The sequence below is a fragment of the Arthrobacter sp. MYb229 genome (assembly GCF_002975405.1).
Classification (GTDB): domain Bacteria; phylum Actinomycetota; class Actinomycetes; order Actinomycetales; family Micrococcaceae; genus Glutamicibacter.
Genome location: NZ_PCPS01000006.1, coordinates 135714 through 152165, shown reverse-complemented (window position 1 = coordinate 152165; position 16452 = coordinate 135714). Strand labels below are relative to the sequence as shown.

At 65.5% G+C, this 16452-nt stretch carries 16 protein-coding genes; 11 read left to right on the top strand and 5 right to left on the bottom strand.

The genetic code is table 11. The features are described from left to right. Positions 1-23 precede the first annotated feature (23 nt). Positions 24-842 (bottom strand): GAP family protein, encoded by an 819-nt coding sequence (locus CQ019_RS15480; protein ID WP_105570072.1) that lies wholly within the window; start codon positions 840-842, stop codon positions 24-26. Between the two features lie 109 nt (positions 843-951). Between CQ019_RS15480 and CQ019_RS15475 the strand changes: the two genes are divergently transcribed. Together CQ019_RS15475 and CQ019_RS15470 are read left to right on the top strand one after the other, a co-directional pair. Next, the gene (locus CQ019_RS15475) at positions 952-2190 is read left to right on the top strand and encodes a sensor histidine kinase (RefSeq protein ID WP_146113383.1); all 1239 of its coding nucleotides are present in this window, start codon (positions 952-954) and stop codon (positions 2188-2190) included. Then, complete coding sequence (locus CQ019_RS15470; RefSeq protein WP_105570070.1) at positions 2187-2828, top strand: response regulator transcription factor; 642 nt, start codon at positions 2187-2189, stop codon at positions 2826-2828. Before CQ019_RS15475 ends, CQ019_RS15470 begins: the two co-directional genes overlap by 4 nt. Before the next feature lie 16 nt (positions 2829-2844). On the opposite strand, the gene CQ019_RS15465 is transcribed toward CQ019_RS15470, so the two are convergent. Both CQ019_RS15465 and CQ019_RS15460 read right to left on the bottom strand, forming a co-directional pair. After that, a complete protein-coding gene (locus CQ019_RS15465) occupies positions 2845-3201 on the bottom strand; it encodes a VOC family protein (RefSeq protein ID WP_096289022.1) in 357 nt (118 codons plus the stop codon). A 156-nt stretch (positions 3202-3357) separates the two neighbouring features. After that, positions 3358-4308 (bottom strand): LysR substrate-binding domain-containing protein, encoded by a 951-nt coding sequence (locus tag CQ019_RS15460; RefSeq protein WP_105570069.1) that lies wholly within the window; start codon positions 4306-4308, stop codon positions 3358-3360. A 133-nt stretch (positions 4309-4441) separates the two neighbouring features. Here CQ019_RS15460 and CQ019_RS15455 point away from each other — a divergent pair, with 133 nt between their 5' ends. Continuing rightward, entirely contained in the window at positions 4442-5842 is a 1401-nt protein-coding gene (locus CQ019_RS15455) for an MFS transporter (RefSeq protein ID WP_105554144.1), read from the top strand. A gap of 78 nt (positions 5843-5920) precedes the next feature. Here the strand turns inward: CQ019_RS15455 and CQ019_RS15450 are convergent, their stop codons facing one another. After that, a complete protein-coding gene (locus CQ019_RS15450; RefSeq protein ID WP_181148543.1) occupies positions 5921-6817 on the bottom strand; it encodes a LysR substrate-binding domain-containing protein in 897 nt (298 codons plus the stop codon). Positions 6818-6931: 114 nt separating this feature from the next. On the opposite strand from CQ019_RS15450, the gene CQ019_RS15445 reads away from it, so the two are divergent. From CQ019_RS15445 to CQ019_RS15430, 4 genes are all read left to right on the top strand, one after another. Further along, positions 6932-8209 (top strand): cytochrome P450, encoded by a 1278-nt coding sequence (locus CQ019_RS15445; protein WP_105554146.1) that lies wholly within the window; start codon positions 6932-6934, stop codon positions 8207-8209. Between the two features lie 56 nt (positions 8210-8265). After that, on the top strand, positions 8266-8589 hold the full coding sequence (locus CQ019_RS15440) for a 2Fe-2S iron-sulfur cluster-binding protein (protein WP_258134029.1): 324 nt from the start codon (positions 8266-8268) through the stop codon (positions 8587-8589). A 5-nt stretch (positions 8590-8594) separates the two neighbouring features. Then, complete coding sequence (locus CQ019_RS15435; RefSeq protein WP_105570066.1) at positions 8595-9842, top strand: NAD(P)/FAD-dependent oxidoreductase; 1248 nt, start codon at positions 8595-8597, stop codon at positions 9840-9842. 119 nt (positions 9843-9961) lie between these two features. Next, positions 9962-11293 (top strand): MFS transporter, encoded by a 1332-nt coding sequence (locus CQ019_RS15430; RefSeq protein ID WP_105570065.1) that lies wholly within the window; start codon positions 9962-9964, stop codon positions 11291-11293. Between the two features lie 161 nt (positions 11294-11454). Here the strand turns inward: CQ019_RS15430 and CQ019_RS15425 are convergent, their stop codons facing one another. Next, complete coding sequence (locus CQ019_RS15425; protein ID WP_105570064.1) at positions 11455-12339, bottom strand: bifunctional methylenetetrahydrofolate dehydrogenase/methenyltetrahydrofolate cyclohydrolase; 885 nt, start codon at positions 12337-12339, stop codon at positions 11455-11457. A gap of 221 nt (positions 12340-12560) precedes the next feature. Between CQ019_RS15425 and CQ019_RS15420 the strand changes: the two genes are divergently transcribed. The 4 genes from CQ019_RS15420 (at position 12561) to CQ019_RS15405 (ending at position 16389) form a co-directional block, all read left to right on the top strand. Continuing rightward, entirely contained in the window at positions 12561-13781 is a 1221-nt protein-coding gene (locus CQ019_RS15420; protein WP_258134028.1) for an NAD(P)/FAD-dependent oxidoreductase, read from the top strand. Between the two features lie 61 nt (positions 13782-13842). Further along, positions 13843-14688, top strand: a complete 846-nt coding sequence (gene purU / locus CQ019_RS15415; RefSeq protein ID WP_096289032.1) for a formyltetrahydrofolate deformylase — start codon at positions 13843-13845, stop codon at positions 14686-14688. A gap of 78 nt (positions 14689-14766) precedes the next feature. Continuing rightward, the gene (locus tag CQ019_RS15410) at positions 14767-15288 is read left to right on the top strand and encodes a gamma carbonic anhydrase family protein (RefSeq protein ID WP_105570062.1); all 522 of its coding nucleotides are present in this window, start codon (positions 14767-14769) and stop codon (positions 15286-15288) included. Positions 15289-15330: 42 nt separating this feature from the next. Further along, positions 15331-16389, top strand: coding sequence for a Gfo/Idh/MocA family protein (locus CQ019_RS15405; protein WP_105570061.1), 1059 nt, complete (start codon positions 15331-15333; stop codon positions 16387-16389). The last annotated feature ends 63 nt before the right edge of the window (positions 16390-16452 follow it).

Below are 16452 nucleotides of genomic sequence, written 5' to 3'. Positions count from 1 at the left end.
GCCCACAGCGTGCCCCCGTGGCGCTAGGAATTGAATACGCGACTCATGAAGTCCCCCAGAGACATCCCGTCCAGCGCCGCCCGGATGATCAGAAAGCCGGCGATGCCCACCACCCAACCGAGGGTTTCCTGCGCGTAGCCGCCCAGTTTTCTGCCCACCCGTTGCAGCCAGTTATCCAAGCGGTCTCCGGCCGCCGCGCGGATGGCCACGAAAATGAGGCCCGGGACGATCATCACCACGCAGTAGATCGCCAGCAAGGAGAGCTGCATCGGTTCGGACCAACCGCTCTGCTTGAGTATCGCCATGGCGCCGAGGTAGGGAAGCATCGTGGGCAGTTCCAGCAACCCCGCGACCAGCGCCAGCACCGCGATCCCGGACTTGCTATCCAGTGCCCGGGCCAGGAACCCGCGCAGGTTCTTCGGCACTTGCGGCCCGGCAGCCCCCGGCGTAGCTGGGTCCGTTGGCTCCGCGCGCTCTCGGGACGCGCCACCGACGGCCGATTTGCGCAGCGCAGCGGCCTTTTGCGCATCGGTTTTGTAGGTCAACGCCCAGATGATCATGCCCGCCCCGAGCAACAGGCTGAGCAGCCTGATCGTCGGGTGTTGGAAGAAGCCGGCCGGAACCAGTCCCGCACCAAGGTTCCAGCCCGAGCCGATCAGCACGCCAATCACCCAGTAGAACGCCGCGAGCAGCCCCAGATACACAATCACGCGCGGGATGGCTCGCCGGTAGTCGCGCCGCAGCAGCAACCAGATCGGGATGACCAGGGTGCCGATGCTTGTCGCATCGATGAGCGCGAGGATTAGCAGCATCAGGCCCGGGGACTGCATCAAGAAGTTCATGCTTCTCACTGTGCGGCTTCGCGGCGTGCTTGAAAATCGGGCAACGGGCCACCTGGCCTCCTACTTTAGGAGGACGCGAGGCGGCCGGAATAACGGGCATGCTTAATGGGTGAGAAGAAAACTAGCGCAGCTGCTGCGCCGCCTGGGCAGCGGGGATCAGGAACCCGAAACCGTAGGCATGTACTTGCTGCTCACCTCCGTGCTGCACTTGGCAAACCTGGTCAATCCGCCGCTGGCGGGTTTTGCTGCGCTGGCCGGATGGTGGTTCCCGGTGCTGGCCCTTGGCACGGCTCCGCTGTTTCTGCGCCGCCGGATGCCCACGCTCTGCGCCTTATGGTTGCTGCTGTTCGCGGCATTGCTGCTGGCGATGGGCAGCATCGGCGGGTATTTCCTGCTCTTCGAATCCGTATTCACCATCTACCTGCTGGCCGGCGCACCGGTGCGGCGCTGGACGCTGATCGTGTTGAGCCTGGTCACGCTCACCGTGGCCGGGTACATCTGGGCGAAGACCGGGTCCACCTCCGATGCGGTGCTGGCGATCTTCATCGCCGGGTTTGTCTTCTTCACCCCGATGCTCTGGGCCGAGAACGTGCGTACCGCCAAGGAGCTGGCGCACAGCGAATCGGCGCGGGCCGCCGCGGTAGGCGCCGCCGCGGCGGATCGCGAGGAACTGTTGGTGGCCGAGCATCGGGCGTCGAATATCGAGGAACGCACCGCGCTGGCCCGGGAGATGCACGACGTGCTTTCCGCACGGCTGTCCTCCATCGCGCTGCTCAGCGGCGCACTGCTCGAACGCGAGCCGGTGACCAGCCGGCCGGATCTGCGCGCCCCGCTGGAAAGCATCCGTGCCGAATCGGTAGCCGGGTTGCAGGAGATGACCTCGATGGTGCGGATGCTGCACGCGGGCAGCAGCTCGGCCCTGCGCGCGGACCTTAGCGGGCTGCCCGAACTGGTGCAGTCCTTCCAGCAGGCCGGGCAGCGAATCCGCTATGACACCGGCGTGGATTCGGACCTGGCCCTGGTAGCCGAGCAGACCCAGACGGCGATCTACCGGACGGTGCGCGAGCTGCTGGTCAATCACGCAAAGCATGCGCCGGGCAGCGCGCTGCACCTGGAGCTGCTCCAGGCGCCGGCGGCCCTGGTGGTGCAGTCCAGCAATCCGCTGCGCGACGCGCCCGATTCGGCCGGCGCCCCTAGCGCTGGCGGAGCAGGCAGCGGGCTGAATAATATCCGTGCCCGCGTGCAGGCCCTGGGCGGGCACTGCGAATTTGGCAGCGGCAGCACATTCTGGACGCGGTGCGAATTCCCCACCGTCCCGGAAATCCAGCAGGGGAGCCGCATGAGATGAGCGTCAAAATCTTGATCGTCGACGATCATTCCACGGTGCGCATGGGGATCCGGCTGGTTCTCGAGGCCGACTCGTCCATTGAAGTCCTCGGCGAGGCGGCCGACGGCCGGCAGGCGGTGAGCATGGCGCGGGCGCTGCGCCCCGACGTGGTGCTCATGGATCTGCGCATGCCGATCCTCGATGGGGTCGCGGCGACAGCCGAAATCAGCTCCGCCGGATTGGCCCGCGTGCTCGTGCTGACCACCTTCGACGATGACGCCTACCTCTTCGGTGCGCTGCAGGCCGGCGCGCACGGGTTCCTGTTGAAAAGTTCCACGCCGACGCAAATCCTCGACGGGGTGAAAACGACCGCGCGCGGCTGTTCGGTGCTGGACCCCGAGGTGACTTCCCGCGTCGTGGCGCAGGCGATGGCGGCACTGGACCCGCACCCGGTGCCGCCCCCGCTACCCGAGACCCTCACCGACCGGGAATTGGAGGTGCTGGCCGGCCTCGGTGCGGGATTGAGCAACCCGCAGATCGCCGCGCGCTTGGGCATCGGGGAAACGACGGTGAAAACCCACGTATCCCGGGTGATGGGCAAGTTGTCAGTCAGCTCCAGATTGCAGGCGGCAAAGATCGCCTTTGCGCACTGGGGCTAGGCAAAACCCGCGCGGCTTACCAGCTCACCAGGCAGAACGGATGCTGCTGCGGGTCCAAATACACGCGGAAGGTCTTCGAGCCTTCACCGGTGAGCGCGGCACCGAGGGCGAGTACCTGCTGCTCGGCGAGATCCAGATCCTTGACCTTGACATCGAGATGCGCCTGCTGCGGGTGCAGATGCCCCGGCCATTCGGGGGCCACATAGGGGCTGACCGCCTGGAAAGCCAGTCCGGGACGGTCCGGTGCGTCGCCGATGCTCACCCAGTCCGGCTCATCGTCGAGCCGGATCATGCCCAGCAGCTGCTCATAGAATGTGGCCAACGCGCTGGGATCCTCGCAGTCGATGACCATGGCCTGCCATGTGCCAATCATTTCCTTAGCCCTTCGCCTTGAAAAGTCGTGTGTGCTTCGGATGCTTCCCATTATGCCCAGCCGCAGGCCCCGGCGATAGTGCCCGTCGGGGCAAGAATCCACGCTCTGCGGCGGTTCGGCCGTTGGCTTGGTGCGATGGGTTTTTGCCGATTCGGGCTAATTGCCGGCAGAGCTCTGGTTCTCCGGTTGCGCACGCTGCCAGGACTCGTTCATCGCGGTAATGGCAAAGTCGATCAGGGCGAGCACCCGCGCCGAGAGCTGCGCCTTGCGCGGCCAGATCGCCACGACGGCGCTGGGATAATTCGGCGGGTTGAGCCGGCGAATTGCCAGTTTGCGCCCCTCGAGCGATAGCTCGGCATTGTTCGGCCGTGACATCAGCAGCCCGTAGCCCAACCCGCGGCCAACCATCGCGTTGACCAGAATCATCTGCGGCACCGAGGCGGTGATCTTCGGCACCAGCCCGCGCGCCGCAAAAAGCTGCATGGTGTATTCGGTGCTCGGCACCGACTGGTACATGATCAACGGTTCCGTCACGAGATCGCTTAATTCCAGTGGCCGCTCAAGGCGCGCCAGCGGGTGCTCGGGGTGCAGCACCACCTGCATCTCGGTCTCGTAGATGACCTGCTTATTCATCTCTTGCGGCAGCAACAGGTCGTAGACGAAGGCAACGTCGAGGTCCCCGGAGTTCAGCGCCGGGATCAGTTCCTCGTGGGTGCCCACGCGCACGCTGACGTCCAGCTCCGGGTGCACCCGGGGAAATCCCTCGAGCAGCGCGGGGACCACATGGGGTGAGAGCGAGGCGAAGCAGCCAAAACGCACCGGACCGCGCAGCTTTCCCTCCTGGTGCGGAAAGGTCGCCTGCAGCTCATCGACCTGGGCAATGATTTTTCGCGCCATCGATGCGAAGTACTCCCCCGAGGCGGTCATCGAAACGCCATGGGCCTTGCGGCGCAGGCACAACGGTTCGCCGGCGATTTTTTCGATTGCGGTAATCGATTGGGACAAGGCCGATTCGGAAATCCTCAGCTCGCTGGCGGCCGAGCCTAGGGTGGCATGTTCGGGCAATTCGGCAATGATTTCCAGATGGCGCAGGGTGAACTTCGGCATACAGTTAAGTCTACCTTCAATAGTTCTGCAGATCTTTGAAGTTTACCTAAGGTTTGTGCGGTGCGACACTGTAGTGACTTACAACTCACGCAGTACTGGTTTTTGGGGCCAGCGCAGCTCAGCGAGGAGCACCATGGGTAACACCGCAAACATCGCAGGACGGAGCGCCAAGTCCAATCAACGGCGCGTCGCTTTTGCCACCATCATCGGCACCACCGTTGAATGGTACGACTTCTTCATCTACGCCACCGCAGCCGGCCTGGTCTTCAGCCAGCTGTTCTTCGAACCGGCCGGCAAGGAAATTGGCCTGCTGATCTCCTTCGCCTCGGTGGGCCTGTCCTTCCTCTTCCGCCCGCTGGGTGCGTTCCTCGCCGGGCACTACGGCGACAAGATCGGCCGCCGGGCGATGCTGGTGCTTACGCTGAGCCTCATGGGCGCCGCGACGATGCTCATCGGCGTGCTGCCAACCTACGAGACCGCAGGCATCCTGGCGCCGATCCTGCTGCTGTCGCTGCGCATCCTGCAGGGCATCTCCGCCGGCGGCGAATGGGGCGGCGCGGTCCTGATGGCCGTCGAGCACGCACCCGATACCCATCGCGGACGTGCCGGTTCCTACCCGCAGATCGGCGTGCCGCTGGGCATGCTGCTCGCCTCGGGCACCATGGCGCTGATGACCGGCGTCATCTCCCCGGGCGAAGAATTCGTGCAGTGGGGTTGGCGCGTGCCGTTCCTGGCCTCCATCGTGCTGATCGCCGTGGGCTACTTCGTGCGCCGCGCGGTCGACGAGTCCCCGGTCTTCGAAGAGATCGCCGAGCAGAAGGCGCAGACCAAGGTGCCGATCCTCGAGCTGTTCCGCAAGCACTGGCGTCTGGTTGTCGTCGCGGCATTGGTATTCGCGGGCAACAACGCGGCCGGCTACATGACCACCGGCGGCTTTTTCCAGTCCTACACCACCGACCCGGATGGGCCAATCGGTCTGGAACGCACCGACGTGCTCATCGCGGTGGTCTTCGGGGCCGCAATCTGGCTGATCTTCACGATGATCGCCGGACTGCTGGCCGACGTGCTGGGCCGCGTGCGCACCTACCAGGTAGGCTTCGTGATTCTGGGACTGTCGATGTTCCCGGTCTTCGCGCTGGTCAACACCGGGTCGCTGGGCCTGCTCTACCTGGCCTTCGGCATCTTCGGCATCGGGCTGGGGCTGACCTACGGCGCCCAGTCGGCGCTGTACTCCGAAATGTTCCCCGCCTCGGTGCGCTTCTCCGGTGTGTCGATCTCCTACGCGATCGGCGCGATCGTCGGCGGCGCTTTCGCCCCGACCATCGCCCAGGCGCTGGTGCAAGCGACCGGCGGGACGAACGCGGTGGCCACCTACCTGCTGATCGTGGTGGCGATCTCGCTGATCGCAGTCTCGATGATCCGCGATCGGAAAGGCATCGACCTGTCCTTCCGCAATCAGGCCGAACAGGAAGTCGGCGCGCTGGTCTTCGACAAGCGCGTGGCAGAACCTGCCAAGGATCTGAGCAACCGCTAAACGGCACCTGGCATACAGCAATGCCCCGGCAAGAAACCAAATGGGTTTCCTGCCGGGGCATTGCCGTGCCCGTGGTGCTTAAAGTGCATGGATCTGCACGGCAAGATCCCGCATGGCAACGGCCGCGAGGGAGAGCCTGACCCCGGCTCCGTACACCATCGAGACCCCGACCCTTCGAACCGCCGGGTGAATTCGCTTGGTCACCAACCTCCGCCCTTCGTAGGTCAGATCAGAAGCGGGTCTCTGCACCAAAATCGCGTAGCCCATCCCCCGCCCCACCATCGAGCGGGTGACTTCGAAGTCGGTGGTGCGATACCTGATCCAGGGAGTCAGCCCCGCGGCTTTGAACACCATTTCTGTATGCTCTCGGCTAGGCGGCACGTCCAGCAGGATCATCGGCTCTGCGACGAGCTCCGCCAAGGCAACCTTCTGTTCACCGGCCAAAGCGTGGCCTGCCGGCAGCACCAGCGAGGGCTCGGTGGAAAAGAGCTTGGTCCGCTCCAGCCCGGCATCGAGCGAAAAATCGTAGACCAAGGCCAAATCCAGTTCGCCGGCCAACAACATCTCGTTGATGCGTTGCTGCGTTCCCGCATAGAAGTCCAGCTGCACCTGAGGGTGCAGCTGGCCATACACGTCCAAGAGCTCGGTGAGCACGGTGGGGGCCAAGGACGAGTAGCAGCCGATCTTTACCCGCCCACGCAGCACCTCTCCCACGCCACTGGCCATTAGCTCCAGATCTTCGGCGCCTTCGATGAGATTGCGCGCCTGTGACAGCACGTAGCTGCCGGCAGGAGTGAGCTGCACCCCATGGGCTTTGCGCCGGATCGTCAGCTGGGTATTGAAGATCTTCTCCAACTCGTTCAGTGACCCGGTCACCGCCGAAGCCGATAGCGATAAATTTTTCGCCGCGCCGGCTATCGATCCGGCCGCGCCGATCGCTACCAGGCATTCGAGCTGCCGCAGGGTAAAACGCATTTCAAAACCTCGCCTAAACCGTGGATACAGCTCACATAAAACCAGTTTACCGACGATTGTGGCTTGTCGCACACTGGAGGAAGCCAGGAACATAACACGTACAGGAGCCCAGCCATGAGCACTTCCACCGACGCACCTGCCAGCTGCCCATTCAGTGGGGCAGCCGCCGAGGCTTCCAGCATTTCACCTGCGAAGGCCCGGCCGTCCAGCGAGACCGGAGCGGAAGCGCCTAGCGCGGACTGGGTCACCATCGCCGACTTGCACGACGATCCGTTCCCCATCTACCAGAAGCTGCGGGCGCAGGCTCCGATCCACTGGGTGCCCGCCGTCAACAGGTATATGGTCACCTCTTACGCGGCCGCACATGAAATCGAACAGAACGAGGCAGATTTCACCGCCAATGAACGCGAATCCCTGATGAAGCGCTCCATGGGGCATTCGATGCTGCGCAAGGACAATCCAGAACACCAGATCGACCGTGACTCCTATGGCAAGACCCTGCGTCCGGCAACCATCAAGAACCACTGGAATGAGATCTTTGCCGCCAACAACGACAAGTATCTGAACGAGCTGCAGGCCAAGGGGCCCGGCGCCGACTTCGTCTGGGACTATGCGGCCCCGTACACCGCGGAAAACTTGCGTCTGATCTGCGGATTCCACAACGCCAGCCAGCAAGACATGCAGCGCTGGAGCCAGAGCATGATCGACGGCACCGGAAATTACGCGGACGACCCGGCGATCTGGGCTAAATCCGCCGAGTCCTCCGCCGAGGTCGACGCCGCCATCGCGGAAATGCTTCCCTACCTGGCGAAAAATCCGGATCATTCGCTGCTCTCCGGGCTCGCTTCGATGCCGATTCCATTGGAAGCGATCCGCGCAAACCTGAAAATGACCATCGGCGGCGGGCTGAACGAGCCACGCGACGTGCTGGCAACTACCGTCTGGGCCCTGCTGAATCACCCGGACCAGCGACACGCGGTGCAGAATGACGATGCGCTTTATTCCAAGGCTTTCGAGGAATCCGTGCGCTGGGTGGCACCGATCGGCATGTACCCCCGGGAAACCACACGTGATCTGGTGCTCGAGGGCATTGCTCTACCCCAGGGGGCCCGACTGGGGGTCGTGCTTGGTGCCGCGAACCGCGACCCGCAGGTGTTCGATGATCCGGAGTCCTTCAACATCTTCCGTCCGAAAAAAGCCCACTTGGCCTTCGGCGGTGGCGTGCACTTCTGCGCCGGCACTTGGATCGCCCGCGCACAGGTCGCCCAGATCGCCCTGCCAACTGTCTTCAGACGCCTGCCGAACCTGCGATTGGATCCGGCCAATGCGAGCGTCGACGCCGGATGGGTCTTCCGCGGCATGACCAAGATGCCGGTGCTCTGGGACAGCTAGTCCGCGCCGCATCTCCCGAATTTCCACCAACTATTCCAGTACGAAAGCGAGCCCCCGTGCCTACCATCATTTTTTCACAATCGGACCAGTCAGCTACCGAGATCGAGGTCTCCGAAGGCACCACCTTGATGCGCGCCGCGGTCAGCAATGGTGTGGCCGGAATCGTCGGCGAATGCGGCGGTCAAGCCATGTGCGCGACCTGCCACGTCTACGTCGACCCGGAATTCTCTGCCGAACTCGATGAGATCGGCGAGGACGAAGAGGAAATGCTCGACTGCACCACCGCAGCCCGCACCGAATACAGCCGGCTGGGCTGCCAGGTGAAGATGTCCGCCAAGCTCGCGCGGATTCGCGTAAGCGTACCGAACGAACAGGTCTAGGGCCCGTGGGTGCAATCAACGAACGCGTCGTGATCATCGGCGGCGGGCAAGCGGGAATCCAGCTCGCCGACTCGCTGCGCGCGCAGGGGTACCAGGGCGAGATCAGCATCGTGGACGATGACCGGGCACTGCCCTACCAGCGTCCGCCGCTGTCCAAGGACTTCCTCACCCAAGGCCCGGCCCCCGAGCCGCTGCCGCTGCGGGCGGCCAGCTTCTTCGCGGAGCAGAACATCGAGCTGCGCAGCGGTCTCACCGTGCTTAGCGTGGACACCGTACGACGCAGCGTGGCGCTCAGCGACGGAAGCACGCTGGGCTATGCGCATCTGGTGTTCGCCACCGGGGCACGCAACCGGCAGCTGGCCTGCCCGGGGGCGGAACTTCCCGGCGTGCTGGGGCTGCGGACCTTGGCTGACGCGCAACAGCTGCAACAGGCGTTGGGCCGCGCGCGGCAGGTGGTGGTGATCGGCGCCGGATTCATCGGCCTCGAATTCGCTGCGGCGGCGCGAGCCCGCGGGCTCGCCGTCACGGTGCTCGAATTCGCGCAGCGGCCGATGGGCCGCGCGGTGTCCACCTGCCTGTCGGACTGGTTTGCCCAGACCCACCGGGACAACGGCATCGATCTGCGGCTCGGCGAGGGTGTGCGCGAAATCCGTGCCACGGGCAATTCCCTGGTGGTCGGATCGAGCACCGGCGACGAATACGATGCTGATCTGGTGGTCTATGGCATCGGAGTGCTGCCCAATATCGAGCTGGCCCAAGCCTCCGGGATTCACACCGAAAACGGAATCACCGTGGACGCCGCGCTGCGCACCAGCGCCGCCGGGGTCTACGCCATCGGCGACTGCGCCTGGTTCCCCAACGCCTTCAGCGGATCGCGGACGCGCCTGGAATCGGTGCAGAACGCCACCGACCAGGCCAAAGCACTGGCCGAAGTGATCGCGACCGGATCCGGCGAGTACGCCGCGCTGCCCTGGTTCTGGAGCACGCAGGGAGCGTTGCGGCTCCAGATCGCAGGGCTTGCGCACCCGGAGGATACTCCGCTCGTGCTCGGCGAAATGCGGGCCGGCAAGTATTCGGTCGCGCTCTTCCGCAAGGGAGTGCTCACCGCGGTGGAGTCGGTTAATTCACCGGCGGACCACATCGCCGCGCGCAAGCTGCTCGCCTCCCGCACCGAAATTACCCCGGCGATGCTCCGCGAACCGGGGAGCACGCTGAAGGAATTGGCCAAGCGCGCGGTTCTCATCGGCGCCTGAGCCCGAACCTCGGAATCAGCTCAGCCATCAACGTCCAGTCAGGAACTCCATGAACACCGCCACCAGCCCCCCCAGGCCGCCGCGGCACCAATCAGCGCCGCGTCGCCTTCGCCACGGTCATCGGCACCACCATCGAATGGTACGACTTCTTCATCTACGCCACCGCCGCCGGACTCATCTTCGCGCAGCTGTTCTTTGAACCGGCCGGCGCCCAAATCGGGCTGCTGCTGGCGTTCGCCTCGGTGGGCATCTCCTTCCTCTTCCGCCCGTTGGGTGCCTTCCTCGCCGGACACTACGGGGACAAGATCGGCCGCCGAGCCATGCTGGTGCTCACCTTGACACTCATGGGGGCCTCCACCACGCTGATCGGCGTGCTGCCCACCTACGACACCGCCGGGGTGCTGGCACCAATTCTGCTGTTGTCCCTGCGCATCCTGCAGGGCATCTCGGCCGGCGGCGAGTGGGGAGGCGCGGTGCTGATGGCCGTGGAACACGCTCCGGCGGACCGCCGCGGCCGGGCCGGGGCCTACCCGCAGCTCGGTGTGCCGCTGGGCATGCTGCTGGCTTCCGGGGTCACTGCCCTGATGACCGGAGTGATCTCGCCCGGCGAAGCATTCCTCGCCTGGGGCTGGCGGGTCCCGTTCCTGCTGAGCATCGTGCTGGTCCTGGTCGGATACTTCATTCGCCGTGCGGTGGATGAATCACCGATCTCCGAGGAGATCGCCGCCAAGAAGGCGCAAACGAAGGTCCCCGTAGTCCTGCTCTTCCGCAAGCACTGGCCGCTGGTGCTCATTGCCGCACTGGTCTTCGCTGGGAACAACGCCGCAGGTTACATGACCACCGGCGGATTCCTGCAGGCTTATATGACCAACCCGGAGGGTCCGGTCGGCTTCAGCCGCACCGCGGTGCTGATCGCGGTGTCCTTTGGCGCGGTCATGTGGTTCATCTTCACCGCGCTGTCCGGATTGGTCGCCGACAAGCTAGGGCGCAAACGAACCTACCAAATCGGTTTCATCTCGCAGCTGCTGTGCATATTCCCGCTCTTCTGGTTGGTCGATACCGGGAATCTAGGTCTGCTCTATCTGGCGTTCGCCTTCTTTGCCGTCGGGCTCGGATTCTCTTATGGTCCGCAGGCGGCGCTGTATTCCGAGCTGTTCCCGGCGTCGGTGCGCTTTTCCGGTGTGTCGATCTCCTACGCCCTCGGTGCGATCCTGGGTGGGGCCTTCGCCCCGATGATCGCCACCGCCCTGGTGAACGCCACCGGAGGGACCAATGCGGTGGCGCTGTACCTGATCAGCATCACCACGGTGTCGCTGATCGCCGTGTCGCTGTTGCGTGATCGCAGTGGGATCAACCTGTCCATCGAGAACCAAGCCGAGCAGGAAGTCGGGGCCACCATCTTCGACAAGCGCGTTGCCGTCGCGGTTCCGGAACAAGCAGGCATCCGCTAGACCACTTTGAGCATGTTTCAGGCTCGATAACCTGGCTCTTCGGCGGTCGTGCCCGGGTCAGCGCCGGAGGCATCACCAGCCGGCGTTCCGGGTACGAAAAAGGCCCGTGGGCCATCCCCGCCGCGGCGGGATGGCCCACGGGCCTTCGGGTTGCGTTTCGCCTAGCTGGCGACGCTGGCGGCGTGGGCGGCGTTGCGTTCGGCCGCCTCGACCACATTGTTCAGCAGCATCGCCCGGGTCATCGGGCCCACGCCGCCCGGGTTCGGGCTGATCCACGAAGCGACCTCGGCGGCCGCCGGATCCACATCCCCGGTGACCTTGCCGTCAACCCGGGAGACCCCCACGTCGAGCACGATCGCGCCGGGCTTGATCGCATCGGCCTTGATGATATGCGGCACGCCGGCGGCGGCGATGATGACATCGGCCTGGGCCAGCAGCTCGGGCAGGTTGGTGGTGCCGGTGTGCGCCAGGGTGACGGTCGCGTTGACCGACCGGCGGGTGAGCAGCAGTCCGACCGGACGTCCGATGGTCACGCCGCGGCCCAGGACCAGCACGTGCTTGCCGTTCAGATCGATATCGTGCCGGGCCAGCAGGTCCACGCAGCCCAGTGGGGTGCATGGCAGCGGGGAGGCCATCGGGCGGTTCACGTTGGCGACCAGGCGGCCCAGGTTCATCGGGTGCAGCCCGTCGGCGTCCTTCTGCGGATCCATCGCCTCCAGGATCGTGTCCTGGTCGATATGCTTGGGCAGCGGCAGCTGCACGATGTAGCCGGTGCAATCCGGGTTCTCGTTCAGCTCGCGCACCTTGGCCAGCAGCTCCTCCTGGGTGGTTTCCTCCGGCAGATCCACGCGGATCGACTCGATGCCGACCTCGGCGCAGTCCTTGTGCTTGCCGCCGACGTACCAGGCCGAGCCCGGGTCGTTGCCCACCAGGATGGTGCCCAGCCCGGTGGCGTAACCCTGTTCCTTGAGCTTGGCGACGCGTTCGGCCAGCTCCGCCTTGATGGTTGCCGCGGTGGCCTTGCCGTCGAGAATACGTGCGCTCACACTGTTCCTTCCGTTGTGGCCTGCGCAGCTGCTGCGCGGCTCACGATGCTGTTCGGTACCAGACCCAGGCGCGCGGTCCGTATTCACTGCAGGTTGCTCGCTCCCCGGTGGTTATCCACCTCACGCCAGTCACGATGCTTCTGCGCACAAGTCTAACGAACTTCGCGGTGCGCACACCGGTGGATGACGGGCGAAAAATGTGATTTCCTCGGCCGAAGGCTGTGCGCCATGTAGCAGGTGCGGCGGGAATGCGCACCGCTCCGGGGTTGTTGTACCCGTTGAGCGCAACGTGGAGAAAGCAGGTTCGGGTGAGCTACCAGAGCATCGTGATCGGCGCCGGCCAGGCGGGGCTTTCGGCGGCCTATCAATTGCACCGGCGCGGGCTGGTACCCGGCGAGGATTTCCTGGTGCTCGACGCGAACGAGCGCCCCGGCGGCGCGTGGCAGCACCGCTGGGACACCCTCACCCTGGGCAAGACGCACCGGATCCACCCGCTGCCGGACTTCCCCTTCGAAAATCAGGACCCCACGCGGCCAGCCTCCGCGGTGGTCTCCGACTACTATGCGCAGTTCGAAGCGCTGCATCGCTTGGCGGTGCGCCGGCCCGCGAAGGTAGCGGCGGTCAGCCACGACGGAACCTGGTTCAGCGTTCGGCTTTCCAGCGGCGAGGAGCTCGCGACGCGCACGCTGATCAACGCCAGCGGCACCTGGACCAACCCCTTCTGGCCGGTCTACCCCGGCAGCCAAGAATTCACCGGGCCGCAGGTGCACACCTCCGGATTTGTGGCGCCGGAGCAGTTTGCCGGGCAGCGGGTGCTGGTGGTCGGCGGCGGGGCGAGCGCCACCCAGTTCATCGTGCAGCTGCGGGCCGCCGGGATCGACACCCTCTGGTCCACCCGGCGCGCCCCGGACTGGCGGGAGGTGGGCAACGATCCCGAATGGGGCGTGGCCGTGGAGCGCGAGGTCAACGCGCGGACCGCCGCCGGGCTGCCGCCGAAATCCGTGGTCGGCACCACCGGGCTGATTCTCACCGAGGCGATGCGGGCGGGCATCGACTCCGGCGCGCTGATCTCCCGCGGGGCCATCTCCTCGCTGGGTGCACGGTCGGTGCGCTTTGCCGACGGCACGAGCGAAAAGATCGACGCGATCCTGTGGGCCACGGGGTTCCGCCATGCCCATCGGCACCTGCGCGGGCTGAAGCTGCACACCAGCGCCGGCGGGATCCGGGTGCTTGCCGATTCGGTGAGCGCGGCGGCGCTGCCGGGAATGTTCTTCGTCGGGTACGGCGCCTCGGCCTCCACGATCGGGGCGACCCGGGCCGGGCGGAAAGCCGCGGTGGCGGCGGTGCGCCGGCTGGCCGAGCTCGGGGTGGCGGCTGGTTCCGCGGACGCGAGCGAAGCGGAGGCCGAAAATCGCCCGCCGCAGATGACAACGGCCAGGTAAATATCGCGCTGGCAAGACGCCGGATTCGGCGCCGGGGGCTTGCGGAGGTTAACCTCGATCCATGAGCAACCAGTACATCGTGACCCTTTCCTGCCTGGACCGACCGGGCATCGTGCATGCAATTTCCGGCGGGCTGCTGGGCGCTGGTTGCAATATCACCGAGTCCCAGCAGTATGAATCGCCGGATTCGAACACCTTTTTCATGCGCATCGAGGTGGCCACCGAACAGTCCCTGGTCCAGGTGCGCGCGGCGCTCGCGCCGATCCGCGAGGAATTTGTGATGTCGCTGCGCGTGGACGACGCGGCCAAGCGCACCCGCACCATGATCATGTGCTCCAAGGCGGGGCACGCGCTCAACGACCTGCTCTTCGCCCAGCGCGCCGGAAATCTGGCCATCGAGGTGCCGGTGATCGTCTCCAACCACCTGGATCTGAAGCCGATGGCCGAGTTCTACGGGGTGGACTTCGTGCACCTGCCGGTGACCCCGGCGAACAAGTTCCAGGCCGAGGCGGAGCTGCTGGCCCTGGCCGATGAGTACGATATCGAACTGGTGGTGCTCGCCCGCTACATGCAGATCCTCTCCGACGCCTTGTGCGAGCGGATGGCCGGACGGGTCATCAACATCCACCACTCCTTCCTGCCCTCCTTCAAGGGGGCGAAGCCGTACCACCAGGCCCACGCCCGCGGGGTGAAGCTGATCGGCGCGACCGCGCACTATGTGACCGCGGACCTGGATGAGGGGCCGATTATCGACCAGGAGGTCACCCAGGTTTCCCATGCGCGCACCCCCGCCCAGCTGGTCGCGCTCGGGCGCAGCGTCGAGGGCCGCACGCTGACCCGTGCGGTGCAGTGGCACTCCGAGCACCGGGTTATGCTCGATGGGCAGCGCACCATCGTCTTCTCCTAGTTTCGCGGCAGTGCCCGGCGGCGCGCACCGCGCAGCGCTTCGCCGAGCCGGACCCCGGCTGCGGATAGGATGGGTGCCATGGCTCACATCATTACCATTGACGGCGTTACCCCTACCGTGGGCGCCGAAGTTTTCCTTGCCCCGACCGCGACGCTGAGCGCCGACGTGCACCTGGCAGATCGCGCCAGCGCCTTCTACGGTGTCTCGGTGCGCGGCGATTCGGCCCCGATCCGGGTGGGCACGGGCACCAATCTGCAGGACAACGTCGTATTGCATGCCGATGCGGGGTTCCCCTGCACGCTCGGGGACGCGGTATCCGTCGGCCACAGCGCGGTGGTGCACGGCGCCACCGTGGGCGATGGCTGCCTGGTCGGGATGAGCGCGACGATCATGAACGGCGCGGTCATCGGCGAGCAGTCGCTGGTGGCGGCCGGGGCCCTGGTGCTTGAGGGCACGCAGGTGCCGCCGCGCTCGCTGGTGGCCGGGGTTCCGGCGAAGGTGCGCCGCGAACTGACCGCGGAAGAGGTCGCCAGCCTGAACGTGAACGCCGAGCACTACCTGGTGCTCGCCGCCAAGCACCTGGCCGCCAACGGTTCCTGACCGCCCCGCCGATTCTCGACTCCCAGTACAAGGACACCGCCGATGACCTCGCATATCCGCACGCCGCCCACCGCGCAGCCCTCGGCCCCGCCGGCCGCCGAGGCCACCGGACGGACGTTGAACTGGGGCGTGGTGTCCACCGGGCGGATCGTCTCCAAGGTCCTGGGCGACCTGCAGGCGCTGGCCGACGCCAAGGTGTGCGCGGTGTCCTCGCGGAATACGGCCAAGGCGCGGGAATTCGCCGACGAGCACGGCATTGATCGGGCCTACGGGTCCTATCAGGAGCTGTTCGCGGACGAGCAGGTGGAGGTCGTCTACATCGCGACCCCGCATGGGCAGCATTATGAGATCGCCATGGCCGCGCTAGCGGCCGGCAAGCATGTGGTCTGCGAGAAGTCGCTGACCATCAACGCATCCGAGGCGCGCACGCTGGTGGAATTCGCGGCCGAACGTTCGCTGTTCCTGATGGAAGCGCTCTGGGCACGCTTCACTCCGGCATTCGCCCGGGCCCTGGCGATCCTCGCATCGGGGGAACTGGGCGAGGTCACCTGGGTGCAGGCGGATCTGGGGTTCCACGCCGCCTATGATCCGGCCTCGCGCCTCTTCGACCCGAAGGCCGGCGGCGGGGCCCTGCTGGATCTGGGCGTGTACCCGCTGACCTGGGCCATCGGCGCGCTCGGCTTCCCCGAGTCGGTGCACGCGGTAGCTCAGCTCAATCAGGACGGCGTGGATACGCAGACCGCGATGAACCTCTCATACGCCGGTGGCAAGCATGCCCAGTTGCTGCTGACGCTCAACGGGGGCGCCCCGCAGCAGGCGCGAGTCACCGGCACCGGCGGATGGCTGGCCACGAACGCGCCGCTGTACAACGCGAGCAAATTATTCATCCACCCCACCGATGGCCCGCCCCGCGTAGAAGAGTTCGAGGCGGTAGGCGAGAACTACGGATACGAATTCCGCGAGGCGACCCGCTGCATCCAGCAGGGGCTCACCCAGTCGCCCACGATGCCCTGGGAGCACTCGGTGAAAACCATGGAGCTCTTCGATACGATCCGCGAGTCTGCAGGGGTCGTCTACCCGAACGATCTGGTGACGCGCTGAGCACCTGTCGCGTCAAAGCTCTGCGGCACAAAAGCGCCGGCCCCACGCTGAATTTCAACGTGA